This is a genomic window from Nocardiopsis alba DSM 43377, assembly GCF_000341225.1.
GTDB lineage: Bacteria > Actinomycetota > Actinomycetes > Streptosporangiales > Streptosporangiaceae > Nocardiopsis > Nocardiopsis alba.
The window spans coordinates 273,979-300,814 of sequence record NZ_ANAC01000007.1; the positions used below are offsets into that span (position 1 = coordinate 273,979).

24 protein-coding genes are annotated in these 26,836 nt (G+C 71.9%); 12 read left to right on the forward strand and 12 right to left on the reverse strand.

Going from position 1 to position 26,836, the window contains the following annotated elements; genetic code table 11:
* Positions 1-172: 172 nt before the first annotated feature.
* Positions 173-2,503, reverse strand: coding sequence for a glycosyl hydrolase (locus D451_RS0106490; protein WP_017533836.1), 2,331 nt, complete (start codon positions 2,501-2,503; stop codon positions 173-175).
* Between the two features lie 271 nt (positions 2,504-2,774).
* Between D451_RS0106490 and D451_RS0106495 the strand changes: the two genes are divergently transcribed.
* Positions 2,775-4,931 carry a RecQ family ATP-dependent DNA helicase gene (locus D451_RS0106495; protein WP_017533837.1) on the forward strand — a complete coding sequence of 719 codons (2,157 nt, stop codon included), beginning with the start codon at positions 2,775-2,777 and terminating at the stop codon, positions 4,929-4,931.
* 101 nt (positions 4,932-5,032) lie between these two features.
* On the opposite strand, the gene D451_RS0106500 is transcribed toward D451_RS0106495, so the two are convergent.
* A complete protein-coding gene (locus tag D451_RS0106500; protein ID WP_014910637.1) occupies positions 5,033-5,968 on the reverse strand; it encodes a carbohydrate kinase family protein in 936 nt (311 codons plus the stop codon).
* A gap of 264 nt (positions 5,969-6,232) precedes the next feature.
* Here D451_RS0106500 and D451_RS0106505 point away from each other — a divergent pair, with 264 nt between their 5' ends.
* The 4 genes from D451_RS0106505 (at position 6,233) to D451_RS0106520 (ending at position 11,339) form a co-directional block, all read left to right on the forward strand.
* The gene (locus D451_RS0106505) at positions 6,233-8,953 is read left to right on the forward strand and encodes a bifunctional acetate--CoA ligase family protein/GNAT family N-acetyltransferase (RefSeq protein ID WP_014910451.1); all 2,721 of its coding nucleotides are present in this window, start codon (positions 6,233-6,235) and stop codon (positions 8,951-8,953) included.
* A 68-nt stretch (positions 8,954-9,021) separates the two neighbouring features.
* Entirely contained in the window at positions 9,022-9,618 is a 597-nt protein-coding gene (locus D451_RS0106510; protein WP_202421429.1) for a DUF5998 family protein, read from the forward strand.
* Between the two features lie 189 nt (positions 9,619-9,807).
* The gene (locus D451_RS0106515; protein WP_017533838.1) at positions 9,808-10,632 is read left to right on the forward strand and encodes an enoyl-CoA hydratase-related protein; all 825 of its coding nucleotides are present in this window, start codon (positions 9,808-9,810) and stop codon (positions 10,630-10,632) included.
* 53 nt (positions 10,633-10,685) lie between these two features.
* Entirely contained in the window at positions 10,686-11,339 is a 654-nt protein-coding gene (locus D451_RS0106520; RefSeq protein WP_014909536.1) for an MBL fold metallo-hydrolase, read from the forward strand.
* A gap of 9 nt (positions 11,340-11,348) precedes the next feature.
* On the opposite strand, the gene D451_RS0106525 is transcribed toward D451_RS0106520, so the two are convergent.
* From D451_RS0106525 to D451_RS0106535, 3 genes are all read right to left on the reverse strand, one after another.
* On the reverse strand, positions 11,349-13,202 hold the full coding sequence (locus D451_RS0106525) for a CHAT domain-containing protein (RefSeq protein ID WP_017533839.1): 1,854 nt from the start codon (positions 13,200-13,202) through the stop codon (positions 11,349-11,351).
* Between the two features lie 184 nt (positions 13,203-13,386).
* The gene (locus D451_RS0106530) at positions 13,387-13,788 is read right to left on the reverse strand and encodes a hypothetical protein (protein WP_014909757.1); all 402 of its coding nucleotides are present in this window, start codon (positions 13,786-13,788) and stop codon (positions 13,387-13,389) included.
* Positions 13,785-14,270: an RNA polymerase sigma factor gene (locus D451_RS0106535; RefSeq protein ID WP_014912418.1), complete on the reverse strand. Its 486-nt coding sequence runs from the start codon at positions 14,268-14,270 to the stop codon at positions 13,785-13,787. The genes D451_RS0106530 and D451_RS0106535 overlap by 4 nt, the downstream gene beginning before the upstream one ends.
* Positions 14,271-14,685: 415 nt before the next feature.
* Between D451_RS0106535 and D451_RS0106540 the strand changes: the two genes are divergently transcribed.
* Entirely contained in the window at positions 14,686-15,180 is a 495-nt protein-coding gene (locus D451_RS0106540; RefSeq protein WP_026124874.1) for a DUF3145 domain-containing protein, read from the forward strand.
* 20 nt (positions 15,181-15,200) lie between these two features.
* Here the strand turns inward: D451_RS0106540 and D451_RS0106545 are convergent, their stop codons facing one another.
* From D451_RS0106545 to D451_RS0106565, 5 genes are all read right to left on the reverse strand, one after another.
* Positions 15,201-15,665: a DUF1707 SHOCT-like domain-containing protein gene (locus D451_RS0106545; RefSeq protein ID WP_014913264.1), complete on the reverse strand. Its 465-nt coding sequence runs from the start codon at positions 15,663-15,665 to the stop codon at positions 15,201-15,203.
* A gap of 66 nt (positions 15,666-15,731) precedes the next feature.
* Positions 15,732-16,580, reverse strand: coding sequence for an inositol monophosphatase family protein (locus D451_RS0106550; protein ID WP_017533840.1), 849 nt, complete (start codon positions 16,578-16,580; stop codon positions 15,732-15,734).
* Positions 16,577-17,638 carry an ATP-grasp domain-containing protein gene (locus D451_RS0106555; protein ID WP_193789597.1) on the reverse strand — a complete coding sequence of 354 codons (1,062 nt, stop codon included), beginning with the start codon at positions 17,636-17,638 and terminating at the stop codon, positions 16,577-16,579. Before D451_RS0106555 ends, D451_RS0106550 begins: the two co-directional genes overlap by 4 nt.
* Before the next feature lie 262 nt (positions 17,639-17,900).
* On the reverse strand, positions 17,901-18,431 hold the full coding sequence (locus D451_RS0106560; protein ID WP_014908728.1) for a YbhB/YbcL family Raf kinase inhibitor-like protein: 531 nt from the start codon (positions 18,429-18,431) through the stop codon (positions 17,901-17,903).
* Between the two features lie 123 nt (positions 18,432-18,554).
* Positions 18,555-19,751, reverse strand: a complete 1,197-nt coding sequence (locus D451_RS0106565) for a PucR family transcriptional regulator (protein WP_017533842.1) — start codon at positions 19,749-19,751, stop codon at positions 18,555-18,557.
* Between the two features lie 186 nt (positions 19,752-19,937).
* Between D451_RS0106565 and D451_RS0106570 the strand changes: the two genes are divergently transcribed.
* From D451_RS0106570 to D451_RS0106580, 3 genes are all read left to right on the forward strand, one after another.
* A complete protein-coding gene (locus D451_RS0106570; protein ID WP_017533843.1) occupies positions 19,938-20,420 on the forward strand; it encodes a hypothetical protein in 483 nt (160 codons plus the stop codon).
* Between the two features lie 153 nt (positions 20,421-20,573).
* A complete protein-coding gene (locus tag D451_RS0106575) occupies positions 20,574-20,894 on the forward strand; it encodes a putative quinol monooxygenase (RefSeq protein WP_017533844.1) in 321 nt (106 codons plus the stop codon).
* A gap of 19 nt (positions 20,895-20,913) precedes the next feature.
* Positions 20,914-21,963, forward strand: coding sequence for an aldo/keto reductase (locus D451_RS0106580; protein ID WP_017533845.1), 1,050 nt, complete (start codon positions 20,914-20,916; stop codon positions 21,961-21,963).
* Between the two features lie 55 nt (positions 21,964-22,018).
* On the opposite strand, the gene D451_RS0106585 is transcribed toward D451_RS0106580, so the two are convergent.
* Positions 22,019-22,222: a hypothetical protein gene (locus D451_RS0106585; RefSeq protein WP_014908916.1), complete on the reverse strand. Its 204-nt coding sequence runs from the start codon at positions 22,220-22,222 to the stop codon at positions 22,019-22,021.
* A gap of 226 nt (positions 22,223-22,448) precedes the next feature.
* Between D451_RS0106585 and D451_RS0106590 the strand changes: the two genes are divergently transcribed.
* Positions 22,449-24,251 carry an AMP-dependent synthetase/ligase gene (locus D451_RS0106590; protein WP_017533846.1) on the forward strand — a complete coding sequence of 601 codons (1,803 nt, stop codon included), beginning with the start codon at positions 22,449-22,451 and terminating at the stop codon, positions 24,249-24,251.
* Between the two features lie 103 nt (positions 24,252-24,354).
* Positions 24,355-25,131 carry a winged helix-turn-helix domain-containing protein gene (locus D451_RS0106595; RefSeq protein WP_017533847.1) on the forward strand — a complete coding sequence of 259 codons (777 nt, stop codon included), beginning with the start codon at positions 24,355-24,357 and terminating at the stop codon, positions 25,129-25,131.
* A 21-nt stretch (positions 25,132-25,152) separates the two neighbouring features.
* On the opposite strand, the gene D451_RS0106600 is transcribed toward D451_RS0106595, so the two are convergent.
* Complete coding sequence (locus D451_RS0106600) at positions 25,153-26,058, reverse strand: LysR family transcriptional regulator ArgP (RefSeq protein WP_017533848.1); 906 nt, start codon at positions 26,056-26,058, stop codon at positions 25,153-25,155.
* A 72-nt stretch (positions 26,059-26,130) separates the two neighbouring features.
* On the opposite strand from D451_RS0106600, the gene D451_RS0106605 reads away from it, so the two are divergent.
* On the forward strand, positions 26,131-26,835 hold the full coding sequence (locus D451_RS0106605; protein WP_017533849.1) for a LysE/ArgO family amino acid transporter: 705 nt from the start codon (positions 26,131-26,133) through the stop codon (positions 26,833-26,835).
* Position 26,836 lies beyond the last annotated feature (1 nt).

The window sequence follows — 26,836 nt, forward strand, 5'->3', positions numbered from 1 at the left end:
GTGAGCCGCGCGGCACCCGGGTTCCGCCCCTGTTCCGGGCGGGATCCACCGCGTCCGGAACAGGGTGGGGTGGACGTCTCCGACCGGTGTGTCGGCCCCTCGGTCGGCCTCGGGAACGACGGGAGAGCGTCCCCGCCCGGGGCACGGGGCGGGGACGCTCGGATCGGTTCGGTCAGTTCGTCACGGCGACCTGACGCGCGGGGACCTCCAGGGAGGTGCCGTCGGAGAAGGTGACGGTGAGCGCCTCCGAGGCGGGGTTGAACGCCGTGTAGGTGCGCTCACCCTCCTTGTCGAAGACCGCGTAGTGCGCGGTGTCGGCGGTGACGGACACGTCCACGGTCCCGAACGCGGCGAGCGTGGAGACCCACTGGTAGGTGTGCGGCACGGAACCGCCGGCCTCCGGCTCGTAGGTGTCCCACTGCTCCTCGAACATCCTCAGGGCGTCATCGCCGTCGGAGAGGGCGCGGTGGGCCCAGTGGATGTCGCGCCACACGTCCGGCTCGCCACCGATCTTGTCGACCAGGGAGTCGTAGACCGCCCCGGCGTGCTCGGGGTCGTGGCCCAGGTACAGGGAGCCCGCGGTGATGGGCAGGTAGTTGATGCCGTAGTGCTCCTCGTGGCCGCCGTCCCACCAGATCCGGTAGTCGCCGCCGTCGCCCCAGACCATGCCGACCACGTCCTCGGGGTACTCCTCCGGGAAGGTGCCGCCGCCCTGGTTCTGCCAGTAGCGGGCGACGGTGGAGGCCTGGGTGGTGTGCAGGTAGACGCCGAGGTCGCGCAGTTCCTCGTCTCCCGTCAACGCGCCGAAGTGGGCGGTGGCGGCGGCGAAGTGCATGCCCTCGGAGGAGGACTCCTGGTTGTTGCCGGAGGCGAAGCCGGCGTGACCGGAGGCCCAGCCGTGTCCGGCGTAGGGCGAGAAGGAGCGCAGACGGGGGAACATCTCGCTGTCGGGGTCGGTCCCGGCCACGTCCTCGATGAGCAGGCGGATCATGCCGCCCCAGGCATCCTCGTCGGCCCACTCGGCGTCGTAGCGGGCGACCATGGCCGCCGCCGAGACGAAGTAGCCGTAGTGGAAGTCGTGGTCGTTGAGTTCCGTTGCGGCCCCGAAGCTGTCGGGGAAACCGAGCATGGCGCCCCATTCGGCGTCGTGGTGGAACTGGCGGGCGCCCCCGACGGTCAGCCAGTCCTCCAGACGGCCCTTGACCAGGCCCAGGAGTTCGTCACGGGCCTCGGTGCGCCCGATCGAGTCGGCGATGGGCACGAGCTGGGCCAGGCGGCCCATGGCCTTGCCGTCCCAGTAGGTGTCGCCGGGTTCGGGGAAGAGCTCCTCCTCGGCCAGGACCTCGTCGATCAGCGCGGCCATCCGGTCGTGGTCGGCCTCGTCGACGGTGGGCAGCGAGGGCATGATGCCCTGGGTGGTGAGCGCGGTGGTGAAGGACGCCCCCTCCGAGACCCGCATCTCGCCTCGGGGCGAGGCGTAGGTCAGGTCGGTGAGGTCTCCGGTGGCGTTCTCCCACTGGTGCGGGTAGAGCGCCATGAGGGTGCCGGTCTCCTCTCCCTCGCGCGCCTCGGTCTCCAGTCGGTAGGTGCTGGTCAGGGTGGCGGCGGACTCGTCGTAGTCGTACTCCACCACGGAGCCGGTGACGAAGGAGTGGGCGTAGGGGGCGAAACGGTCCAGGTCGTCGGGGGAGGGCAGGAGCGCCGCGGAGTAGTACCCCTCGTCCCCGGTGGCGGCGGTGAGGGCCTCGCCCTCCAGGGTCCAGGGGGCGTCCGAGGGCGAGAACAGGGCGTAGTGGCGGCCGTTGACGGTGACTCCGACGGTCGAGCCGTCCTCGTGCCAGACCTCGGGTGCGCCGTCGAAGGTCACCCGGGCGTCCGCTCCGGAGGTCTCGGCGTAGGCGAACGGCAGCCCTTGGCCGAGGGTGACGCGCAGGGTCGGGCCGCCGCCCTCCCAGTGGGCGGTGACGGTCCAGTCGCCGTGGTCGGCGGTGCGGGTGTCGGGGGAGTCCAGGCCGGTCACGCCCAGGGTGAGGTCGGAGGCGGCGGTGTACTCGTACTTGAGGTCGTCGCCGACGAGGGTGGGCGTATCGGAGTGCCCCATGTCCAGGCCGCCGGAGTGGGGCAGGAAGTTGAGCGGGTGGGCGAACAGGTTCTCGCCGTAGGGGTTGTCCGGGTAGCGCTGGAAGATCAGCGAGGACCACCACTCGTTGGTGGGGGCGGGGCCCTCGAAGTCGTCGGTGACCTTGGGGGAGACCGGGGCGCCGTCGAGGTCGGAGGGGCCGGAGCGCCCTTCGGGAAGGACGGTCGTGTAGCCGCCGGAACCCACGGGGACCTCGGTGGATCCCTCGGCGGAGACGGGGGCGGCGTCGTCCGCCCCCGAACCGGTGAGCGCGAGGGCGGAGCCGCCCATCACGAGCGCAGTGGCCGCGGCGAACAGACCGAGTCCGCCTCCGCGGGACCGCGGGCGTCGGTGGGCGTATCGAGCGGGGGAGAGGGGTTTCATATCGTGTGCCTTTCGTGCTTCTCAGCGGGAGGCGAAAGGGAGCGGGAGCGCTCCCATTCGCAGAAGACGGGGCCTTGCGCAAAGTGTTCGGGTCACACCGTGTGAACGCAATGGCACATAACGAGAACGTTTCCGTTCTGTGACCCCGGAGCTCGGATCCGGCCCCGCCGCCCCACCGGGCCGCCCGGGGCGGGGACGCTCCGGCGAAAGTGCGGAACCGTCCCTGTGGACAGGCGCCTGAGGCCCCTCCGTCTCTGGTACCAAAGAGGACATGGCCACTCCCACGGACCTCACCACCGATCTCGGCGCCCTGCGCGAACGCGCCGAGGAACACCTCCGAGCCCTGGCCGGGGACGGCGCCCGGCTGCGCGAGGACCAGTGGACCGCCATCCACGCCCTGGTCGCCGAACGACGCCGGGCCCTGGTCGTCCAACGCACCGGCTGGGGCAAGTCGGCGGTGTACTTCGTGGCCACCGCCCTGCGCCGTGCCGAGGGGGCCGGGCCCACCGTCATCGTCTCCCCGCTCCTGGCCCTGATGCGCAACCAGATCGCCGCCGCCGAACGGGCCGGCATCCACGCGCGCACCATCAACAGCTCCAACACCACGGCCTGGGAGGAGACCTACGCCGAGGTCGCCCAGGGCCGGGTCGACGTGCTCCTGGTCAGCCCCGAACGGCTCAACAACCCGGAGTTCCGCGACCGGGTGCTGCCCGAACTCGCCGCCGGGGCCGGGCTGGTCGTGATCGACGAGGCGCACTGCGTCTCCGACTGGGGACACGACTTCCGTCCGGACTACCGCCGGATCCGCTCCCTGCTGCACGACCTGCCCGACGGCGTCCCGGTGCTGGCCACCACCGCCACCGCCAACGAACGCGTCACCCACGACGTCGCCGAACAGCTCCAGGCCGGGGACGATCGGGCCGACACCCTGGTCCTGCGCGGCACCCTGGAGCGCGAGAGCCTGCGTCTGAGCGTGGTCGAGCTGCCCGACGCCACCGCCAGGCTCGGCTGGCTGGCCGAGCACCTGCCCGAGATCCCCGGTTCGGGCATCGTGTACACGCTCACCGTCTCCGCCGCCCAGGAGACCGCCCGCTTCCTGAACGAGCAGGGTGTGGAGGTCCTCGCCTACACCGGCCAGACCGACCCCGACGAACGCCGGGCGGCCGAGGACGCTCTCCTGGACAACCGGGTCAAGGCGCTCGTGGCCACCAGCGCCCTGGGCATGGGCTTCGACAAGCCCGACCTCGGCTTCGTCGCCCACCTGGGCGCGCCGCAGTCGCCGATCTCCTACTACCAGCAGGTCGGCCGTGCCGGACGTGGCGTCGAACGGGCCGAGGTGATCCTGCTCCCGGGCCGCGAGGACGTGCAGATCTGGGAGTACTTCGCCGGGCTGTCCTTCCCGCCGGAGGAGACCGTCCGCCGCACCCTCGACGTGCTCGCCGAGGCCGAGGGGCCGCTCTCCCCGGCCCACCTGGAGACCCGGGTGGACCTGCGCCGCACCCGGCTGGAACAGATGCTCAAGGTGCTGGACGTGGACGGGGCGGTGCGCCGGGTGCGCGGTGGCTGGATCGCCACCGGGCGGCCGTGGACCTACGACTCCGCACGCTACGCGCAGGTCGCCGCCGCGCGCGAGCGCGAACAGCGGGCCATGCTCGACTACATCGCCACCGACACCTGCCGGATGGAGTTCCTCCGCCGTCAGCTCGACGACCCCGAGGCCGTGGCCTGCGGACGCTGCGACGTGTGCACCGGCCGGTACTGGCCCACCGAGGTGGACGCGGGCCGGCGCGAGGCCGCCACCGACCACCTGGACCGGCCCGGAACGCCGATCGCCCCCCGACGCCAGTGGCCGACCGGCATGGACACCCTCGGCGTGCGTCTGTCCGGAAAGATCCCGCCCGAGCTGCGCGCCGACGAGGGGCGGGCCCTGGGCCGTCTCACCGACATCGGCTGGGGGACCGAGCTGCGCCGTGTGCTCGCCGAGGACGCGCCCGACGCCCCGGTGGACGAACGTGTGCTCCAGGGCGTGGTGCGGGTACTGGCCTCCTGGAACTGGGAGGAGCGCCCCGTGGGCGTGGTGGCGATGCCCTCGCTCACCAGGCCGACCCTGGTCGCCGACCTGGCGTCCCGGCTCTCCTCGTTGGGCAGGCTCACCCCGCTGGGCTCGCTCTCCTACCGCACCGGCCGCGGCCCGGGCACCCGGCGGCACAACAGCGCGATGCGCCTGGAACAGGTGTACTCGGAGCTGGTGGCCGACCCCGAACTCCAGGAGAGGGTGGCCGAGTCGCAGCGCACCCGTCCGGGCCCGCTGCTGCTGGTGGACGACATGGTCGACAGCGGATGGAGCCTGACCGTGGGCGCGGCACTGCTGCGCAAGGCCGGGGCGCCACGGGTCCTGCCGCTCACCCTGGCCACCACCGGCGGCTGATCCGCCGGCCTCGGGCTCCGGCTCCGGTGCCCGAGGCGCTCCCCGCCCGAGGACGAGAGCGGGGCCCGTGGTCGTCGACCACGGGCCCCGCGAAGAACGTGTCAGCGCAGGCGCTGGCCCCTGGGGGCGCCACGGCGCACCGGCTGCCCCTCGCCCAGGTCGGGACGGGCACCGGGCTGGTGCAGGGCGCGGGCGGCCAGCCTGCTGGCCCGGCCCAGGGCCTCTTTGGGGTGGCGGCCCGCCAGCCACGCGGGCAGGAACCCGGCGATGAAGGCGTCGCCGGCGCCCACCGAACCCGGGGACGGATCCACCGGTTCGGCCGGGGCGGTCACACAGTCCTCACGGGTCTTGGAGGCCCACAGTCCGCCCTCCCCGCCGAGCTTGATGACGACGTTGGGGAACCAGGCGGTCAACACCTTGGCGGCGGCCTCGGCGTCGTCGCGGCCGGTCAGCACCCGGGCCTGGTCGACGTTGACGAAGAGCAGACGGGCGCCCTCGGTCCAGTCCAGGAAGTTCTCCGCGCCGGCGCGTTCCAGCGGGGCGTGCGAACCACCGTCCACCGAGATGGACATGCCGCTCTCGCGGGCCATGCGCAGGGCCACCCGGGCCGCGCGGCGCGAGTCGGAGTTGATCAGGGTGTAGCCGGACACGTGGAGGTGGCCGTCGGAGGAGAAGACGTCTCGGGGCAGGTCCTCGGGCTGGAGCCTGGCGTTGGCCCCGGGGTCGCTGAGCATCGTCCGGTCGCCCCTGTGCGTGATCATGACGACGCAGGTGCCGGTCGGGCGCTCGGGGTCCATGACCATGCGCGAGTCCAGGCCGTAGCCCATGAGCTCCATCTCACGCGTACGGCCGGTGATGTCGGAGCCGCGGCGACCCACGAACGTCGTCTCGGTGCCCTCGACCGCCAGCCAAGAGGCGATGTTGGCCCCCGAACCGCCGCCGTACATGACCACCGAGGCGGGGGTGTCACTGCCCCGGGCCAACGGGTGGAATGCGCGCGCGACTGCGTCGGTCATCAGATCACCGATCACGACCACTCGTGTCATTTTCGCCAGCCACCACCGAGCGTTGAGAACCTGTGCCCGCCCGACGTTAACAGGTGAACGATCAGGGTCGGGTAACGAAGTGACAGCGCTCCGGTACGCGGGAACGTCGGCGCCGTCGGGTCCTGGGACCCACTGGAACAGAGTATGCGGAGTCGGGCGGAACCGGCGCCCACGAACCGGCCGTGGGGCGGTGATTTCAGACGGACCGCATGGACTTTCTCCGGATTCGGCCGTTTGTCGTCTAGTCTCACAGTCGTGCAGTCCTACCCGAACCACTGGGAAGCCGACGTCGTTCTGACCGACGGAGGCACCGCGCACCTGCGCCCCATCACCCCTGACGACGCCGACCTGCTGCGCGAGTTCCACTCCAGGCTCTCGCCGGAGACCATCTACTACCGGTTCTTCGCGCCCTACCCCAAACTCTCCGACCGTGACGTCCAACGTTTCACCACGGTCGACTACGAGGACCGTGTGGCCCTGGTCGCCACCATCTCCGACTCCCTGGTCGCCGTGGTGCGCTACGACAAGGTCGCCCCGGAGGAGGCGGAGGTCGCCTTCGTCGTGGAGGACGGACATCAGGGTCGGGGCCTGGCCTCGGTCCTGCTGGAGCACATCGGGGCGGCCGCGCGCGAACGCGGCATGCGCCGTTTCATCGCCGACGTGCTGCCCGAGAACCGTCGGATGATCAACGTCTTCCGTGAGGCCGGGTACACGGCCCAGCAGACCTTCGACGAGGGCGTCATCCGGCTGACCCTGGACCTTCAGCCCACGGACGGCTCCCAGGAGGTCATGCGGGCCCGTGAGCAGCGGGCCGAGTCCCGGTCCATAGCCCGCCTGCTCTTCCCCGAGTCGGTGGCGGTCATCGGGGCCAGCCGCACCGCCCACACCATCGGGCAGACGGCGCTGCGCAACCTTCTGAACGGCGAGTTCCAGGGGCCGGTCTACCCGGTCCACCCCGAGGCCAAGGCCGTCGTGGGCGTGCGGGCCTACCCCTCCATCCTGGACGTCCCCGACCAGGTCGATCTGGCGGTGGTGGCGGTCCGCGCCGACATGGTCGTCGACGTGGTCGAGCAGTGCGCGGAGAAGGGGGTGCACGGTCTGGTCGTGGTCAGTTCGGGCTTCGGTGAGATCGGCCCCGAGGGTCGGGCCCGCCAGGACGAGCTGGTGCGCACGGCCCGTGCCGCGGGGATGCGCGTGGTGGGCCCCAACTGTCTGGGCGTGGCCAACACCGATCCCGCGATCTCCCTCAACGCCACCCTCTCCCCGGACCTGCCCGCCCCCGGGCCGATCGGCTTCTTCTCCCAGTCCGGTGCCCTGGGCCGGGCGATCCTCCAGCGGGTCGCCGAACGCGGGATGGGGCTGTCGACCTTCGTCTCCGCGGGCAACCGCGCCGACGTCTCCGGCAACGACCTCATGCAGTACTGGCAGGAGGACCCCTCCACCAAGGTCGTGCTCCAGTACCTGGAGTCCCTGGGCAACCCGCGCAAGTTCACCCGGCTGGCCCGGCGTCTGGCCAAGCAGAAGCCGGTCGTGGCGGTGCGCAGCGGAGGTTCCGCGCAGGCCACCCCCACCGGTCACGCCGCGGGCGGGCTCGCCCTGCCCGACTACGCCGTCACCTCCCTGTTCCAGCAGGCCGGGGTGGTGCGCGTGGACGACATCACGCAGATGTTCGACGCCGCCCAGCTCTTCGCCTACCAGCCGCTGCCCGCGGGGCCGCGCGTGGGCGTCATCGGCAACTCCGACTCCCTGGAACTGTTGGTCAAGGACGCCGCCGTGCGTCAGGGGCTCAAGCCCCACGAACCGGTCAACCTGGGTCCGCAGGCCACCGCCGAGGACTTCGACAACGCGCTCCGGACCGCCCTGGCCGCCGACGACGTGCACTCGGTCGTGGTGGTGTTCGTCCCGGCCCTGCAACCGATCGGCGACGACGTCGCCCGGGTCCTGCGCGCCCGCTCCCTGGAGTCGGACAAGCCCATCGTCGCCACCTACCTGGCACGCCAGGGGCTGCCCGAGGAACTGCGCCACGTCGGCGACCTCGGCCAGACGCTGCCCGGCTCGGTGCCCTCCTACCCGGCGCCCGAGGACGCGGTGCGCGCCCTGGCCCACGCCACCCGCTACGCCCAGTGGCGCGACCGCAAGCCCGGTCGCCATCCCGAACTGCCCGACATCGACGGCGCCCGCGCCCGCTCCGTCGTCTCCCGGGCCCTGTCCAAGGCCGACGCGGCCAAGGACGAGGTCGCCTGGTTCGGCGGCGAACGCCGCTACGACGAGGAGACGGCGATCTCCAACGAGGACACGCACGAGCTGCTGTCCTGCTACGGCATCGCCGCCTACCCCGATATCCGGGTCCACTCGGCCGACGAGGCCGTGGTCGCCGCCGGAGAGCTGGGCTACCCGGCGGTGGTCAAGGCCGACGCCCCCGACCTGCGGGTCCGCGCCGGAGGCACGTTCGTCCGCGCCGACCTGCGCACCCCCGACGACGTGCGCAGCGCCTACCTGTCCCTGTACGACCGCTTCGGCGGCGAAGCCGAGCTGGTGGTGCAGCGGATGGCGGCCCCGGGCGTGCCCACGGTGGTGCGCGCCGGCGACAACCGCTCCTTCGGTTCGGTGGTCTCCTTCGGGCTGGCCGACGTCACCGCAGAGCTGTTGGACGACCGCTCCTTCCGGCTGGCCCCGCTGACCGACATGGACGCGGCCGACCTCATCCACGCGGTCCGGGCCGCCCCGCTGCTGTTCGGACTGCCGGCGGGCGCCACCTCGCTGGCCGAACAGCCCGACGTGGAGGCCTTGGAGGAGCTGCTGGTCCGGGTGTCCCGCCTGGTCGAGGCCTTCCCCGAGATCGGTTACGTGGATCTGGACCCGGTTCTGGTGAACGCCACCGGCGCCCACGTCCTCGGAGCCCGCATGTGGCTGCGCGAGGCGCCCGAGGTGCGTCCGGACTCCGGCCCCAGGAGGTTGCGCGGGGTGACGTTCTGATCCGGCAGTGGGTCTCCCGTTTCGGTGGCAGGTCGCGAAGTGTCGCCGGAAGGGGGCAGGATAGAGGTATGAGGAAAACACGTGCCGTGCCCACGGACTGGCGGCTGGAGATCGAACGGAGCGGGTACTACCCGGCTCTGGTCATCGACGCCGTCGCCACCACCCTGGGTGATGAGGACGCCGAGGCGTTCATCGTGCACCACGAGGCGACCTTCGACCCGGCGATGGAGATGCGGCGTCACATCACCGTGATGCTGTTGACCGCGACCCGGCTCGTGGTGTGCCACACCGACGAGCACCCACCGACGGAGCCCGGCGGCGCCTCGCACGCCTCCACCACCACCGACAGCATCCAACTGGGCAACGTCCAGTCCGTGGCGCTGACCCGGGTGGTGCCCAACCCGGCCCAGTACACGCCGGGGAGCACCCCCAGCGAACTGGTGCTCAGCGTCAACCTGTCGGTGAACTGGGGTGCCGTCGCCCACATCGACCTGGAACCGGCCTCCTGCGCCGACGAGAGCTGCGAGCTCGACCACGGTTACACCGGTGCCGTCACCGCCGAGCCCCTGACCCTGAGGGTCAGTGAGGCGGCCGACGGGGCCGAGGCCGTCGCCTCGATGCTCCACTTCTCGGACGCGTTGTCGCGGGCGGCCCGGGGAAGGTGACCCGAGGACACGAGGGCCGGGGACCGTCACGGTCCCCGGCCCTCGTGCGTGCGGGGTCGGTGTGGGGCCCGCGGGCCGTGGAGCGCTAGCGTGTGATCCACCCGACACCCACGGACCGTGGGTCGAACGAGTGTTCCGCGCCGTGATCTCGGCCGGCGTGGGCGCCCAACGGAGAAAGGCGAGTCCGCGATGACGCAGCACCCGACGTCCGCGACCCCCTCGGACGACACCCCGCTCGTGCGGTCGAGCGTCGACCGGGCCGTCGCCACGATCACCCTCGACTCCCCGCGCAACCGCAACGCCCTGTCCGCGCGGCTGCGCGCCGGTCTCTTCGAGGCCCTCGGCGCGGCGATGGACGACGACGAGGTGCGCGCGGTGGTGCTCACCGGCACCGGCCCCGTCTTCAGCGCGGGCGCGGACCTCAAGGAGGTCGGCGCCGCCCTCAGGGGGGAGCCGGTCGAGCCCGCGCCCGAGCTGCCGGAGATCTTCGAGCGGATCATGGCCGGCCCCAAACCGGTGGTGGCCCTCCTCAACGGTCCCGCGCGGGCGGGCGGGATCGGCCTGGTCGCCGCAGCCGACATCGCCCTGGCGCCCGCCGAGGCGACCTTCGCCTTCACCGAGGTGCGCATCGGCGTCGTTCCGGCGATCATCTCCCTCCCTCTGTCCGCGCGGATGCACCCCCGCCAGTTCAGCCGCTACCTCCTCACAGGCGAGGTGTTCGACGCCGAGGCCGCGGTCGAGGCCGGGCTCCTCACCCGCGCGGTTCCGGAAGGGGAGATGGAGGAGGAGCTGGAGAACGTGCTCCAGGGGATGCGGGCCGCCGCCCCGAAGGCGCTGGCCCGGACCAAGAAGCTCATCGGCGAGCTCGCCGGCGGGGAGCGGATCCTTCCCGAGCGGCGCGCGGACGAGTTCGCCCGCCTGGGGGAGCTCTCGGCGGAGTTCTTCGCCGGTGAGGACGCGGCCGAGGGGCGGACGGCCTTCTTCGAGAAACGCCCTCCCCGCTGGTCTCGATGAGCCCGTCGTCGACCTGGGTACACCCGCTCTCCACGACAGGTCACAATGGTCGGGTGAGCTACTCCGGAGATACCAGGGTCGGCGGCCCCGCCGACCTGCGCCAACTACCGCATCTGACGATCACCAAGCTGGCCGTGGGCCCGATGGACAACAACGCCTACCTCCTGCGCTGCCGCGCGACGGGGGAGGCGGTCCTCATCGACGCCGCGGCCGAACCCGACCGTGTCCTGGAGATGATCGGGGAGGACGGGCTGGCCCGCGTGGTCACGACCCACCGCCACCAGGACCACTGGCAGGCTCTGGCCGAGGTCGTGGGCCAGACCGGCGCCCGCACGGTCGCCCACCCCGACGACGCCGACGAGCTTCCGGTGTCGGTGGACGAGCCCGTCACCCACGGCAGCACCGTCCCCGTCGGGGACTGCGCGCTCACCGTGATCCACCTGCGCGGCCACACGCCCGGATCGATCGCCCTGCGCTACGACGACCCCGAGGGGCACACCCACCTGTTCACCGGGGACAGCCTCTTCCCGGGCGGGGTCGGCAAGACCTGGTCCGACGCGGACTTCCGCACCCTGTTCGGCGACGTGTCCGAGCGTGTGTTCGGCGCTCTGGCCGACGACACCTGGGTCTACCCCGGCCACGGCAAGGACACCACGCTGGGAGCGGAGCGCCCGCACCTGTCCGAGTGGAGCGAGCGCGGCTGGTAGCCGGGCCGTTCAACCGACGTAGCAGCAGAAACCGACCCGTCCGAGATGCGCGGAGACCGCTTCGGACGGGTCGGTCCCTTCGCGCAGGGCCCGATGGAAGTCGTGCGCGGCCTCGCCGGTGGGCCCGTCGGGGACCGGCAGCGGGCTCGCCACCACGGTGCGCGTGCCCAGGGAGGTCAGGGCTCCGGGGAACCCGCCCGGTCCGCCCTGCCCGGAGAGGAAGCCGTGTCCGCCCCAGCAGGTGGCCAGGACCACCGTCCTCGGCGCCGAGGGGAGCCGTGTCAGGTCGCGGGGCAGAAGCGGACCGTCGCTCAGTTCCATCCGGGGGCGGAGCGGGGCGTTCTCGTCGACGCGACCGTGTCCGGCCAGGTGGGCCAGGTCCGCGCCCGCCAGGGCCTCCAGGAGCCGGCCCCTGCGTACGCTCCGCATGATCCGCGCCTTCGGGTGGATCCCGGACAGGGCGCGCACCTCGGTTCCCGCGCCCTCGGGGCCCGCCGCGGCGGCCAGCAGGACGCGGCGCGGATCCCGGTCGGGGGAGCGTTCCACGCGTGCCCGGGCCGTGGCGACCACGGTGATCGGGCGGTCGCGCGCCCCGGGGAACAGCCCCCAGGGCGGATCGCCGAGGTAGGGCTCCCCGGTGACGACCAGGGCCCGGGCGCCCACGAGGGGCAGGATCGGATCGAGGAGGGCCCGGCCGACCTCGGCCGGGACACGCGGTGGAGCCTCCTCGGTCACCGTCGACGTGTACGTGTACCGCATATGGGCGAGCAGCCGACGTATCCGTAGGAGCGGGCCCAACGAGACCGAGTGGACCCGTCCGGCCACCGCGACCAGGGCCAGCGCCCGATGTTCGGCCGCGACGTAGTGCACGAAGGCCCGCCCGTCCAGGGAGGCGAACAGTCGCTCCCGCACCGGTTCGTCCACCGTCCCCGGAGGGGGCGGGGCCGATCGCCCCCGGCGGAGGCGGGCCATCGCCGCCGGCCGGAGCCCTTCGGCCCATTCCAGCGCGGACGAGGGGTCGCCGTGGGCCAGCGCCCGCTCCAACCCGGCACGCACCAGAGGGAGATCGTGTGCCGCCGGACCCGACCGGGGAAGGCCCGGGTCCGTGGACCGCCTTCGCCCGGAGGGCGAGGACGCGCGGACCCGCCCCGTCGGACGGCCGGGCGCTCGCAGGGCGACCCTCTCCAGACGGGAGGCGAGCCGGTGCCAGGCCGTGCCCCGCCCGGTGCGCAGGCGGACCCGACGGGCCAGGTGCAGGGCCGCCCGATGGTCGCCGCACGACAGATGGAACCCGGCCTCCACCAGGGTGCGGGCGGACCCCGGTTCCCCGTCCCGCCAGGGCGACTCCGCCAGGGTGCGCCCCGCCTCCTCGATCAGTCCGCCGGCGAGCAGGGCCTCGGCCAGGTCGGTGCGCAGCGCCTCGCGTCGCCTCTCGGGGACCACCGGTACGAGCTCTCGGAAGGTGCCGATGGCCTCGGCGGTCTCGCCCCGGTACAGGGCCAGGCATCCCTGGTTCTGACGGGCCACCGTGTCGAGCAGGACGAGGTTCCTGGAAGCGGCCAGGGAACGGGCCTCATCCAGGTGCTCGGCCGCGGCGCCGAAACGGCCGGCCAGCGCCTGGGCCAGCCCCAGATCGACGAGCACGCCCGGTAACACCGAAGGGATCTCGGAGACGGGGTGGCCGCGCAGTGACCGATGGAGGTTCTCCAGAAGGGTGACGCCCTCCTCGACGCGGCCCGCTCCGGCCAGCCCGACCCCGAGGGAGATCCGGGACAGCAGGGGGCGGGCGGTGATCAGGACCGCGTGTTCGTCGTGCGATGAGGTGGGGGTGTGCGGGGGATCGGGGAACGCGCAGGGGGACACGTTCGGCCGCCTTTCACCGAGGGGGTCGACCGTCTTCAGTGATAGCAGCGGGAAGGGGAGGGAGGAAGCGTTCGTGTGCTGCCTGTGGACGGCCCGACCAGGGTGGATCTCCGGTTGTCCGGATAAAGGGGGACGGTCTTCTGAAGCGGACCGTCCGGCACACCCGGTTTCGGACGCCCCTTCCTCAGAGGACGAACCAGTCGCCGGCCACGGGCGGGTGGCCCGGGCGCTCCACGGTCAGGGAGGCCGGCCCACGTCGAAGACCCTCCGACCGGAAGCCGCCGTCGACCGTGACGAACAGGCGCGGACACCCCCAGGGGCGGTACAGCCGCACCTCCAGATGATCGAACTCCCCTCTGACGAGACCGGTGAGGGAACGTAGATCCCCTCGTGCCAGGATCAGCGCGTCGATCACCAGACCGTCGAGATCCATGCGCAGGGTCGTCGAGGTCGTGTCCTCTCCGGCACGGAACAGGGAGTCCGGTTCCGCCCGGCCCCCGAGGAGGACGGGTGCGGGGGCGGCTCCGTCGAGGGAGCGGTCGAAGGCGGCCAGGGCGGCGTCTCGCCCGGGTTCGGATTCGTTCACGGGTCGCGCACGCCTTTCGCCGGGGTCGGCACCACGCCCAGGGACCTGCGGAGCCTGCGGAACAGGTGCCTGCGTTCGCCGGCGGTGGTGCGTCGGGTGATCGGGGCCGCGTCGGGGGAGTCGTCCAGGTAGTAGCGGGCGACACGGCGGTCGGCGGGGTCGGTGAGTTCGTCGATGGCCCGGTGGAGTTCGGTGCGCCGTTCCCTGCTCAGGTACTCGTGTTCGGTGTCGGGCTCGGGCATGGGGTACTCGGCCAGGTCCGAGGGGTCGACCGGGACCGTTCGTCGAAGCGGGTCCCTCTGGCTCGCGCACACGTTCCGGGTCACCCGGCGCAGCCAGGGGCGGAGCAGGTGGGGGGAGCGCAGTCGGGGCAGATGGCGGTTGAGGTTGAGCCACACGGTCTGGACCGCGTCCTCCCGGTCGGGGGTGGAGAGCCCGTAGGAGCGGGCGATCCGGTTGACCATGGGCAGGTGCCGGTCCACGATCCCCTCCCAGGCGCGGGGGTCGCCGTTGCAGGCCCTCAGGACGAGTTCGGCGTCGGAACACGGCGGGAGGTCGGGGCCGATTGTGGCCGGAACCGGGCGAAAAGTGGTGAGAGCATGCCCTGAACCGCCCTTTTGGGGTGTTCGGTGGTGGGGTTTCGGTGGTGGGATGTCTTCGCGAGACTGGTCTGGCACACCCGCCCCCACTATGATCGGACTCCCTGTCACAGCCTGGGGCACAGGCTAGCCCCTGTGTGGTCCGGGCATGGTGGGAACGCTGGAAAATACCAGCGTGCGAGATGGTTCTCAGGGTGCCATTGGGGCACAATGGGGCAAAAGGTGTTCAAGCGGGTATGCAACCTTCTCGTGGTACGAGGGCGTCGGGGAAGCGCACTCGTTCGTATCAGGAGGTTCGGTGTCCGCACGTGGCGTCTTGTACGTCCACTCCGCGCCCGCGGCGCTGTGCCCACACGTCGAGTGGGCGGTCGCGGGTGTCGTTGGAGTACCCGTGAAACTCGACTGGGTCGCCCAACCGGCGGCCCCCGGCCATCACCGCGCCGAGCTCAACTGGCAGGGAAGGGCGGGGACCGCGGGAGAGGTGGCCTCGGCGTTGAACGCGTGGCAACGCCTGCGTTTCGAGGTGACCGAGGAGGGGTCGCCCGGCTGTGACGGGGTCCGTTACAGCTACACGCCCTCCCTCGGGGTGTTCACCGCCATCACCAGCGCCGCCGGAGAGGTCCTCGTGCCCGAGGGACGCCTGCGCGCGGCCATGGAACGGGTCGCCGTGGAGGGCGGAGACCTCGCGGCGGAACTCGACCGACTCACGGGGCGCGCCTGGGACGAGGAACTCGAACCCTTCCGCTACGCGGGCGACGGCGCCCCCGTCCGCTGGCTCCACGCCGTCGGCTGACCTCCGAGCCCCTGGAACCCCTAGGCCGGGGGTTCGGCGTCGCCGGGCCAGATGGCCGAGGCCAGCAGGACCGCGGCCCAGATCCCCAGCGGGACCAGCGGCCAGTAAGGGATGAGCTCACCGCCCACCAGACTGGCCGTCGCCCACATGGCGGTCAGCAGTACCCCGGCCCCCGACCACCACCGCCACTCCTCGCCCCATTCGGAGCGGGCCGGGCCCCGGCCCGTGGGCGTGGGCCGAGAGGGACGCTCCCGTTCCCGATGCGGTCGCGGCGCGGGAACGACGAGGGCGGGGGCCGGGATGTCGGCGGTCAGGGAGCGCAGCTCACCGACCAGGACCGCGTTCAGGGCCTCGCCCACCCGACGTTCGTACTCGTCGTGGTCGAGTCGGCCCTCGGTGAAGGCCACGGCCAGACGTTCGATCGTCAGATCGCGGTCGGTGTCCGAGGCGCGCATCAAGTGCGCCGGCAGACGTCGGACCTCCATTTCCCACCCCCTGAGGCGCGAGTCGGTGACCACACGATACGTGGCGCGGACGGCACGCGAAAGAGCTCACGGAGAGCGATTCCCGGAGCCTTCCGGGGACCTCTCCTCGGCCCCTGTCCTCGCAGGTGGAGAGCTCGCCCAGTGGGCCACGGCGCGGCAGGTGGACGGGTCGGCGGCTCCCACCAGACCGGTGTGCTCATAGGGGCCCCGATAGGTGAAGGCGGAACCGTCCAGCAGGGTCACCCGGCCGCCCGCCTCGGACAGGACGAGATCGGGGGCGGCCACGTCCCAGTCGCGCACCGGGACGTCTTTGACGAACAGATGGGCCTCGCCCCCGGCGATCCGGCACAGCTTCAACGAGATGCTGCCGCTCTCCAGATAGGAGCCGTAGCCGAAGTGGTCGTAGACCCGCCGTGCGATCCCGGAGGGTTCGGGGGTGTTGTCGGTGAGGACCCCCTCGCCCGGCGCGGTCGTGGCCGTACGGGGCAGTTCCACCCCGTCGCGTCGGGCCCCGAGCCCGCGCACGGCCGTGTACAGGGTGTCGAGCTGCGGGGCGTAGACCGCCGCCACCTCGGGCCGGTCCCCGATCATCAGGGCGGCCTGGGTGACGTACCCGTCGAAGCCGTGAACGTAGCTGGCGGTCCCGTCGATCGGGTCGATCAGCCAGTACCGCTCCGGCCGGCTCCGCGACAGCGAGTCGGGGTCCTCCTCGCTCACCACCGGGATCCGTCCGTCGATCCGGGACAGGCGCGCGGACAGCTCGCGGTGGGCCAGGGCGTCGGCCTCCGCCTTGAACTGGGAGCCCCGCCAGACCCCGTCGAGCGCGCCCGGGGCGCCGCGCCGTTCGCGCAGGAGCGCGCCGACCTCGGTGACCGCCTCGGCCACCGCCTCCGAGAGCGGGTGACGGCCGCTCATCGCGTACGCGCCGGGGGCGCCGGGGCGGCGGGGCCGGGGATCGTGGTCCCCGGCAGGACGAGGCCCTCGCCGTTCCGGGTGGGCAGGGGCGCGGGGGAGAGCCCGTGCGAGACGAAGCGCTCCTCGTCGAGGAACTCGTCGGTCCACCGTCGGACCATGGTCACGCCCTCCCGCCAGTCGTCGGTGAGCCGCCCTCCCGAACCGAGGGCCTGACGCAGTAGCCCGGCGATCTCGTCCACCCCGGCCGCGGTGGTCAGCGCGGCGGTGGAGGAGAAGCGGGGGTTGATCTCGAAGATCCGGGGCCGCCCCTCGGCGTCCAGGCACAGTTGCACGTTGAACGGCCCGTCCGCGCGCAGCGCCTCCTGGACGGCGACGCAGGTACGGACCACCTCGGCGTGGCGCCTGGTCACCGCGTACTTGGTGACGCCCTGTTTGAGGAGGACCTCCTTGGGGACGACCGCCTGCACCTCGCCGTCGCGCCAGACGACCACCGACACCGTGTACTCGGGGCCGGTGACGCGTTCCTGGACGATCAGTTCGTCGGCGGCGTATCCGCTCTCGGAGATCGCCCCGGCCAGGTCTCGGACGGAGTCGACGATGGTGACACCGCGGCTGCCCCGACCACTGCGCGGTTTGACGATGAGACCGCCGGGGGCGTCCTCGATCGCGTCGGCGGGCCACTCCGAGGCCGACCAGGTGCGCGGCACCCCGATCGAGGCCTCCTCCAGCCTCCGGGTCAGGACGTACTTGTCCAGGCAGGTCGTCACGAACCCGGCCCGGGGCAGCAGGACGGCGATCCCGTCCTCGGCCAGCTCGCCGATCCGGAGCAGTTCCTCGTCCACGAGGGGGATGACGGCGACCGCGCGTTCCTCCTCGCACAGGGCCCGCATCCGGGGGAGGAAGGCGTCGCTGTCGCCCGGGGGCACCAGGTGGCCGCGATCGGCCAGGTACAGCCCCGGGGCCGTCGGGTCCACGTCGGTGGCCACCACACGGAAACCCTGCTCGCGCAGGCGCAGGATGGTCCCCGGGGTCGGGGCCGAGCCCGCCGTCGTCACGATGACCGTCGGTTCTCCCGAGTCATCCGAAGCCTTCTGTGCCACCGGTGTCAACCCTTCCAGACGTTCGTCGGATCGGTGTGGTGGGGATGGACCGAGCGTAGACCGAAGGGGCTCGCGGCGGCCCCTGTTTGGCCGGATCCGGCTCACGGGACAACCGAACCCGGCTCTCGCGCGTGTATCCAACGACCCCGGGAGGAAAAGGGTCGAGGGTGGGGAGCGCGTGCGTTCCCCACCCTCGTGGCGTCTCCACCGGTGAGAGGCCTCAGCCCTGCTCGTAGACCGGGGTGATGAGCGCCCGGCCCAGAGCGTGCGAGAACAGGTTGAAGCCCAGGAAGGCCGGGCTCGCGGAGGAGTCCAGGCCCAGGCTGGGCACGTCCACCGCGTGCACCGCGAAGATGTACCGGTGCGGGCCGTGCCCGGCGGGCGGGGCCGCGCCGATGTAACGGTGGCCTCCGGCGTCGTTGCGCAGGGTCACGGCCTGTTCCGGCAGGCCGGAACCGTTGCCGGCGTCGGCCGCCAACTCGGTCACGTCGACGGGGATGTCGCACACGACCCAGTGCCAGAACCCGCTCGCGGTGGGGGCGTCGGGGTCGAAGCAGGTGACGGCGAAGCTCCGCGTCTCCTCGGGGAAGCCGCTCCAGGACAGCTGCGGTGAGACGTCCTGTCCTCCCGCGCCCATGATCCCGCTGACCTGGGCCGTGGGCAGGGTCTTCCCGTCGGCGACGTCGGTGCTGGTGACGGTGAACGAGGCGACCGGGGGCAGGAAGTCGTAAGGGGAGGGTGGCGTGGCCACGACGATGGCCTCCTTGGTTCTCGTGGATGTGCGTACCGGCCCGTGATCGGGCCCGCTACGAACATACGCCCCTGGAAGGGGAGGGGCGCGGAGCACGATGGGAGAGTCCGGCACTGTATCGCCTCACTCCAACGGGCCCAGGAGTCGTCGGGCCCGCAACACCAGCCCCAGTTCGAAGCGTGTGTCCGGTTCGCGTAGTCGGGCTCCGAACAGTTCCTCCAGGCGCCGCATCCGATAGCGCACCGTCTGTGGATGGATGCGCAGACGCTCGGCCGCCTCGTTGGCGTTGAAGCCCGATTCCAGCCAGGCCAGCAGGGTGTCGGCCATCCGGTCCCGCTGTGGTCCCCGCATCCCCCGCAGGGGAGCCAAGAGCCGGCGGGCCATCGCGGCGACCAACGCGGTGTCCCGGGACAACAGCAGTTCGGACAGGTGGTCGTCCCACCGGGAGAGTCCGGCGCCGGGGATCGCGCCCGAGCGCACCAGTTCCGCCAGCTCCCGGGCGCGCGAGAGCGACAGGGACGCTTCGATGATCGGCACCGTGGGCCCCATGACCGCGCCGAAGCCGCGCAGGGACCGTTCCAGGGAGCGCAGCCGGCCGGGCCCCTCCGGGTCGGGTATCAGGGCGCACGGCTCCGCCCGTTCCAGGTCCACCAGCACGTCCGACGGCGGCGCCGGGGCCGAAGGGCCCTCGACGTCCTCGCGGTACAACAGCGCGACGGCCACCCGCTCCGGGACCCGCCACCGTGCGGAGCGGGCCAGGGTCGCCAAGGCGCCCGGGGTCGGGGCCGTCCCGGACTCGCCCAGCAGCACCTCCAGTAGCCGGGAGCGACGGCGGCGCAGCTCCTCCACCCCGGCTTCGCGCACCCGGGCGTACCCTTCCGAGGCCGCCGCCGAGACCTCCTCCTGGAACGCGAAGACCTCGTCTCCCAGGGCGGCCATGCGGTCGGGGGAGACCGCCCCGGAGCCGGCCACCCGCCGCCAGGTCACCGCGGCGGCCACGCGCATCCCGTGGTGCAGGCACTCCAGGGTGCGGCCCCGCCCGGCCTCGTCGGCGCCGAAGGCACGGAAGACGCGGACGAGGGCGTCACGGTTCTCCGAGGTGGGGCCGTGCTCGACCCGGTCCAGGAAGGCGCGCAGGGCCGTGGTGAGCACCCGTCGCGTCTCCTCCAGATGTTCCAGGGGGTGAGGGTGGCCCCTCGCCGTGTACGCGAGTTCGGCCAGCACCTCGTCGACCAGCTCGGAGACCGGTGGGAGCGGCCGTGGGGGCGGCCCCGCGCGGAGGACCTCGGGGGCGGCGGCCTCCTGCCATCGGTACGTCATGTCACCTCCGGCGCGGACGCACGACGGAGTCGAACGGGCACGCCCGCGCGTGCTCTGTGCGCCAGACGGCGACCGTGACCCCGGTCACCTTCCTCCATCCCATCAGAGGCCTTCCCCACGAACAAGACCTCTCTCCGGACCGTTAGGGTGCGATCGAGACGAACCCCCCTTCCGGAAGGCCTTCCCGTGCGACGCTTCCTGCTGTGCTCCCTGCCCCTGGCCCTGGCCCTGACCGCGTGCGGCGAGGCGGAGTCGGACCCCTCGGAGGAGGGGACCTCCGCGGAGGCCGCGGCGCCCGACGACGTCGCCGAGGTGGAGGCGGCCGCGCGAACCGTCGCCGAGGGGTTCGTCGCCTCCCTGAACGCCGAGGACGCCGAGGCGGCCTGCGCCTTCATGGACGTCTCCGCGCAGGAGGCCGTCGCCTCCCTGAGCGAGGGGTCGGATGACTGTGTCGAGGCCTTCCCCGAGTACGCGGCGGGCCTTCCCGACGCCGAGGACGTCGAGATCGAGGAGATCACCACCGAGAGCGAGCTGGACGGCGGCGTCGAGGTCGTGGTCGTCACCCTCGTCCATCCGGACGAGGAGGTCGGCGCCCTGGAGATGCGCGAGTCCGAGGACGGCGAATGGCGGGCCACCCGTCTTCCCGGGCTCTCCCTCGGAGGCGCGTGAGCGGGGGCGATCGGGGCCACGGGCCCGGGTGATCGGACGAACACCGCGCCGGGGCGTTCGGCGGGGCCCGAGACGCTCCGGCTCTGGAAGAGTGGTGACCGGCGGGCACGGAACGACCGGGTGCCCGTGTTCCAACGAGAAGTGAGGTGCGCGATGATCCTCATCGTCGTCAAGTTCCGCGTCAAGCCCGAGGTCGGGGACGGTTTCCTCGACGCGGTCGCCGACTTCACCGCGGCCACCCGGGCCGAGCCCGGCAACCTGTGGTTCGAGTGGTCCCGTAGCGTCGAGCGTGAGAACGAGTTCGTGCTCATCGAGGCGTTCAAGGACGACGCCGCCGAGGCCCACGTGAACAGCGACCACTTCCGGGACGGGCTCGCGGCGATGAAGCCGCTGCTCACCGAGACCCCGCTGATCGTCAGCCGCCTGGTCGAGGGCGAGGGCTGGGACCGGATGGGCGAACTCACCATCGACTAGCCGAGAAGGAGAGCGGGCGTTGAGCACCTATGTGGCGAGCGAGGACCGGTACGAGAGGCTGGAGTACGGGTCCTGTGGGAACAGCGGGCTGAACCTGCCCAGGATCTCCCTGGGCCTGTGGCAGAACTTCGGTGGGGACCGGGACTTCGAGGGGCAGCGGAGGATCCTCCGGCGCGCCTTCGACCTGGGCGTCTTCCACTTCGACCTGGCCAACAACTACGGTCCGCCGCCCGGTTCGGCCGAGGAGAACCTGGGTCGGATCCTGGCCCGGGACCTGAAGCCCTACCGGGACGAACTGGTCATCACGACCAAGGCCGGATGGGTCATGGGTCCGGGTCCGCACCAGCAGGGCGGGTCGCGCAAGTACCTGTTGTCCTCGCTCGACCGCTCCCTTGAGAGGATGGGGCTCGACCACGTCGACATCTTCTACAGCCACCGTCCCGACCCGGACACCCCGCTGGAGGAGACCCTGATGGCCCTCCACCACGCGGTGGTGTCCGGGCGGGCGATGTACGCGGGCATCTCCTCCTACGGGCCTACGCTCAGCCGGCTGGCCGCGGAGATCATGCACGATCTCGGTACGCCCTTGATCGTGCACCAGCCCTCCTACTCCATGCTCAACCGCTGGGTGGAGGACGGGCTGTTGGACGTCGCCTCCGACAAGGGCATGGGCGTGGTGGCGTTCTCCCCGCTGGCCCAGGGGCTGCTCACCGACCGCTACCTGGACGGCACCGTGCCCGCCGACTCCCGGGCCGGGGTGGGGCGTCCCAGTTGGCGGGACAACATGCTCACCGAACCGGTCCTGGAGCGGGCGCGGGCCCTCCACGAGATCGCCTCCCGCCGCGGCCAGACCCTGGCCCAGATGGCGATCGCGTGGGTGCTGCGCGACCAGGGGCCGCGTACGGTCACCACCGCGCTGATCGGCGCCTCCAGCGTGGAGCAGCTCGAACAGAACCTCGCCGCGGTGGAGAACACCGACTTCACCGACGAGGAGCTGCGCGACATCGACCGTTGGGCGGTCGACTCCGACATCAACATCTGGCGGAGGGCGACCGACTTCATGGGGTGATCGTCCCGCGTTCGACGGGCGTCGGTGCTCGCACCGGCGCCCGTTCGCGGTCTCTCTAGGGTTCCGGCGGCTCTTCCCGCTTCTCTTCGCCGCCGTTCTCGGTCGGTCCCTCGTCGTCCTTCTCGTCCGGTTCCTCGGAAGGGTGGCCGGGCTGTTCCGCCTGGCGTTGGACGATCCGGAAGATCCCCAACACCATGAGGATGATGGCGATGGGGATGGCCAGGGAGAGCAGTACGCCGAACAGGGCCGCTCCTGACATCGATCCCACCTCCTTGTTCGAGCGCGTACCCGTTCGGTCGTGCCCTCACCCGTCCGTCGAACGGTCGTCCCACGCCACGGGCCTGTCCGTTCTGTTCGCGAACCGCCGTGAGGGGCGGGGGATTCCCCGGTAGGGGCGGGAAAGGGAGGCCTTTCCCTCCTGGTGGGAGATGGTTAGGATTCCGTGAACCCCGGTCGCCCTCCGAGGAAGCCGTCCAGGAGTATCCATGACCCTCCCTCCCGGAACCGCGAACGACCTCACCCTCGTCGACCTCCTTCGCCGCAACGCGCGCGAACACCCCGACCTCCCCGCCCTGTCCGGCCCCTCCCGCGATGGTCGGGGGCGGACCACCCTCACCTGGGAACGGGTCCACGCCACCGTCACCTCGCTCGCCGCGGGCCTGATCGACCTCGGGATCCGTCCCGGGGATCGCGCGCTGCTCATGATGGGCAACCGGCCCGAGCACTGGCTCGCCGACCTGGCCCTGCTCCACACCGGGGCGGTCCCCGGCAGCGTCTACTCCACCTCCGCCCCCGAGCAGATCGCCCACATCGCCCGACACGGGCGGGCACGGCTGGCCGTGGTCGAGAACCCGACGGTCGCCGCCGTATGGGAGCCCCTCCTGAGGGACCCGGCCACGCCGTTGGAGTTCCTCGTCGTGGTCGACGGGCCCGACCTCGAACGCGGCCACCTCTCCTACGCGGACCTGGTCGGGAGCCCGGGCACGAGGGGAAGGGAGGGCCTCCACGAGCCGGGCCCCGACGACCTGGCCACCGTCATCCACACCTCCGGCACCACGGGAGCCCCCAAGGGGGTGGCCATCACCCACCGCGCCGTGCTGGCCCAGGCCATCGCGCTGGACCGGAGCGTGGGCGTTCCCGGCCACCCCGACCACGTCTGCTATCTGCCGCCGGCCCACATCGCCGAACGCGTCCTGGGCCTGTACCTGCCGCTCCTGCGCGCCTCCCACGTGTGGATGTGCCCCGAACTCGCCGACCTGCCCGCGACCCTGGCCCGGGTCCGCCCTCCGCACTTCCTCGGGGTGCCCCGGGTGTGGGAGAAGCTCGCCGTGGCGGTCCGGCTGGTGATGGCCGGTCTGTCCGAGGACGAACGGGCCGCCGTCGACGCCGCCCGCCGGATCGCGACCGAGCGGCTGGCCCACGTCGAACGCGGCGACGCGGTCCCCGAAGAGCTGGAGGAGGGCTACCGGCGGGCCCGGGCCGAGGTCCTCACCCCACTCCTGGCCGGGCTGGGCCTGGATCGGCTGATCCTGGCCGCCGGCGCCTCGGCGCCCCTGCCCCCCGACCTGGTCCGTTTCTGGGCGGGCCTCGGGGTCGTGATCATGGACGCTTGGGGGCTCACGGAGTCCGTGGGGGTGGCCACCATGAACGTTCCCTCGCCCGGAGGGTTCCGGATCGGCTCGGTGGGGCGCCCTCTGCCCGGGATCGAGCTCCGTACCGGCGAGGACGGCGAGGTGTTCCTGCGCGGTGACTCGCTCTTCGAGGGCTACCTGCGCGAGGACGGGACGATCGATCCGGCCGTCGACGACGAGGGCTGGTTCGCCACCGGCGACGTCGGTCGTGTGGACGAGGACGGGTTCCTGTGGATCACCGACCGCAAGAAGGAGCTCATCGTCACCTCGGGGGGAAAGAACGTCTCACCGGCGCTGGTGGAGAACGCCCTCAAGGAGCATCCTCTGATCGGCCAGGCCTTCGTGCACGGTGACGGACGTCCCTATCCGGTCGCCCTGTTGGTCCTGGACCCCGAGGTGACCCCGGTGTGGGCGGTGTCGCGCGGGGTGGACCCGGGGCCGGATCCGGCCGGGCACCCGGAGATCGTCGCCGAGGTCGAACGCGCCGTCGAGGCCGCCAACGCCCGACTCAGCCGTCCCGAACGGGTCAAACGCCATCGATTGCTGGCGGGTGAGTGGGGTCCGGGCAGCGGGGAGCTGACCCCCTCCCTCAAGATCCGCCGCCGCGTGGTGGCGGAACGCTACGCCGGGGAGATCGACGCCCTCTACGAGGAGTGAGCACGGCCGCACCGGGAGCACCGTCGGGCCGGTCCGGAAGCAGTATCCTGCCGGAGGAAACCGGTTCCCCGCGCGGTTCCTCCCCAGCTCTCCCGGAGGCGGCATGAGCCTGCACCCCTTCCGCTTCGATTCCCCCGTGTCCGACCAGGTCGTCACGGTCCAGAAGGACTACGACAGCGATACCCCCATGGACACCCACCACCTGAAACCGGGGGAGAACCGTACCTTCGGCCGGGGTGGACGCAACCGCAAGGTCGACATCCTCCTGGCCACCGAGGATCGGGCCGTCTCCCGTCTGGCCGGGGAGATCTCCTCGTACGGCGACCACTGGCGGATCACCAACCTGAGCCCCACCAAGTCCTATCTGGTGGAGAACACCGAACGCCTGGCCGGGTACATCCAGGTGCCGCCGCACACCCAGGGCATGCTGGTGCCCTTCGAGACCTCCCGGGTCCTGGTGCCCGGCGCCCAAGGGGAGCACGGCTTCCTCGTGATGGCCCCGGCCGCCTGTAGCAGCGTCCTGGTGCCCGACGAGACGGCCCCCTTCGGTGAGGCGGACGAGACCTTCGACGAGCGCACCGACCTGCGCAGTTTCCGGATCGACCGGCTGCACACCTACTACCGGGTGCTGGTGGCCTTCTGCGAGCCGCGCCTGCGCAACCCCGGGAGCAGGGTCATCCCGACCCAGACCGAGGTCGCCGAACGGCTGGGGCTGTCCAAGGCCGCCGTCAACTCCCACATCGACTACCTGCTCAAGAACAAGTTCCAGGTGGAGCCGGAGGAGGCCAGGCAGGGGCGTGACTGGCGGGCGGACGTGCTCACCGAGAAGGCGCTCCACTACGGTCTGGTGACCGAGCAGGACCTGGCCCGCCTGCCCTGAGGCAGGGGGTCGCCCCCTCGTTCAGGCGCCCCGGGGCCTCGACATGGGGCTCAGGTGGCGGGCCGCGCCCGCCCGGACCCGTTCGGTGACCTCGTCCAAGAGGGGCGAGCGCAGGTTCCATCGCTGCCAGAACAGTCGGACCAGCACCGGGTGGTCCGGGGCGATGGCCAGCAGGCGCCCGTTCTCCAGGTCCTCGGCGCACTGGAGTTCGGGCACGGCGCCCCACCCCAGCCCCAGCAGGACCGCCCGGGCGAAGCCCTCGGAGGAGGGGACGTGGTGGCGGGGGCCGGACGATCCCCGGCCGGTGAGGTCGCGCAGGAACCGGTCCTGAAGGTCGTCCTTGCGGTCGAAGTCGACCACAGGGGCGTCGACGAGGTCCTCCGGGCCGTGGATCCCGTGGCGTTCGGCGAAGTCGGGGGCGCACACCGCCTGGTAGCGCATCACCCCCAGCCCCTCCACGGAACATCCCTGGACCGCGTCGGGGGTGGAGGTGACCGCGGCCATCACCCGCCCCGAGCGGAGCAGTCCCGTGGTGTGCTCCTCGTCCTCGCGGTGGATCTCGAACACCGCGCCCAGGTCGGAGGGGAGGGCGGCCAGCGCCTCCAGGAACCAGCTGGCGAGGCTGTCGGCGTTGACCGCGAGCGGCACCTGGTGACGGTGTTCGTCCTCGCCGAGCCGTAGTTCGGAGATGACCTCCTGATCCAGCAGCAGGACCTGCCGGGCGTAGCGCAGCACGGCGTCGCCGGCCTCGGTGGGCTCCACCGGGTTGGTCCGCTGGACCAGGACCCGACCCGCGCGCTGCTCCATGGCCCGGACCCGTTGGGAGACCGCCGAGGCGGTCACGTGCAGACGTCGCGCCGCGGCCTCGAAGGTGCCCTCGTCGACCAGGGTGGTCAGGGTGTGCAGGTGGTCGAACTGGAACGGCATCTTAAGCCTTTCTCAGGGGTTCTAAGAAAGTTTAGCTTTACTGCATGGGGTGGTTGCGGAAGGCTGAGGAGGGTGAACGAAACACTGCTTCCCGCGCTTCTGGGAATGGGGACCGGACTCGCCCTCATCGTCGCCATCGGCGCCCAGAACGCCTACCTGCTCCGTCTCGGTATCGACGGGGCTCCCCGCACGGTGCTGGCCGTGGTCCTGATCTGCGCGCTCTCCGACGCCGTGCTCATCCTCGCCGGGGTGGTGGGCATCGGAGGGCTGATCAGGGCCATGCCCGAGGCCCTGACGGTCATCCGTTTCCTCGGCGCGGGCTTCCTCGTCGTGTACGGGCTGATGGCGGCCCGCCGCGCCCTACGCCCGGGGCCCGGCCAGGCTCTGGTGCCGACGGAGGAGGAGCCGGAACACCTCGGCGGCGGCCCGGAGGGCGGCACGGGCACCACCACGATCGTCCGTGGGGCCGGCACCCGGACCTCCACCACCCTGGGCGCCGCGGTGCTGACCACCCTCGCCCTGACCTGGCTCAACCCGCACGTCTACCTGGACACGGTGGTCTTCCTGGGGTCGGTCGCCAACCAGCAGGTCGGAGAGGCCCGCTGGTGGTGGGCGGGCGGCGCCGTGACCGGCAGCCTCGTCTGGTTCTTCGCGCTGGGCTTCGGCGCCCGTCTGCTGCGGCCGGTCTTCGCGCGCCCCGCCGCCTGGCGGGTGCTGGACGGCCTGATCGCGGTCGTCATGATCGCCTTGGGGGCGAGTCTGGCGTTCGGGGCCTGAG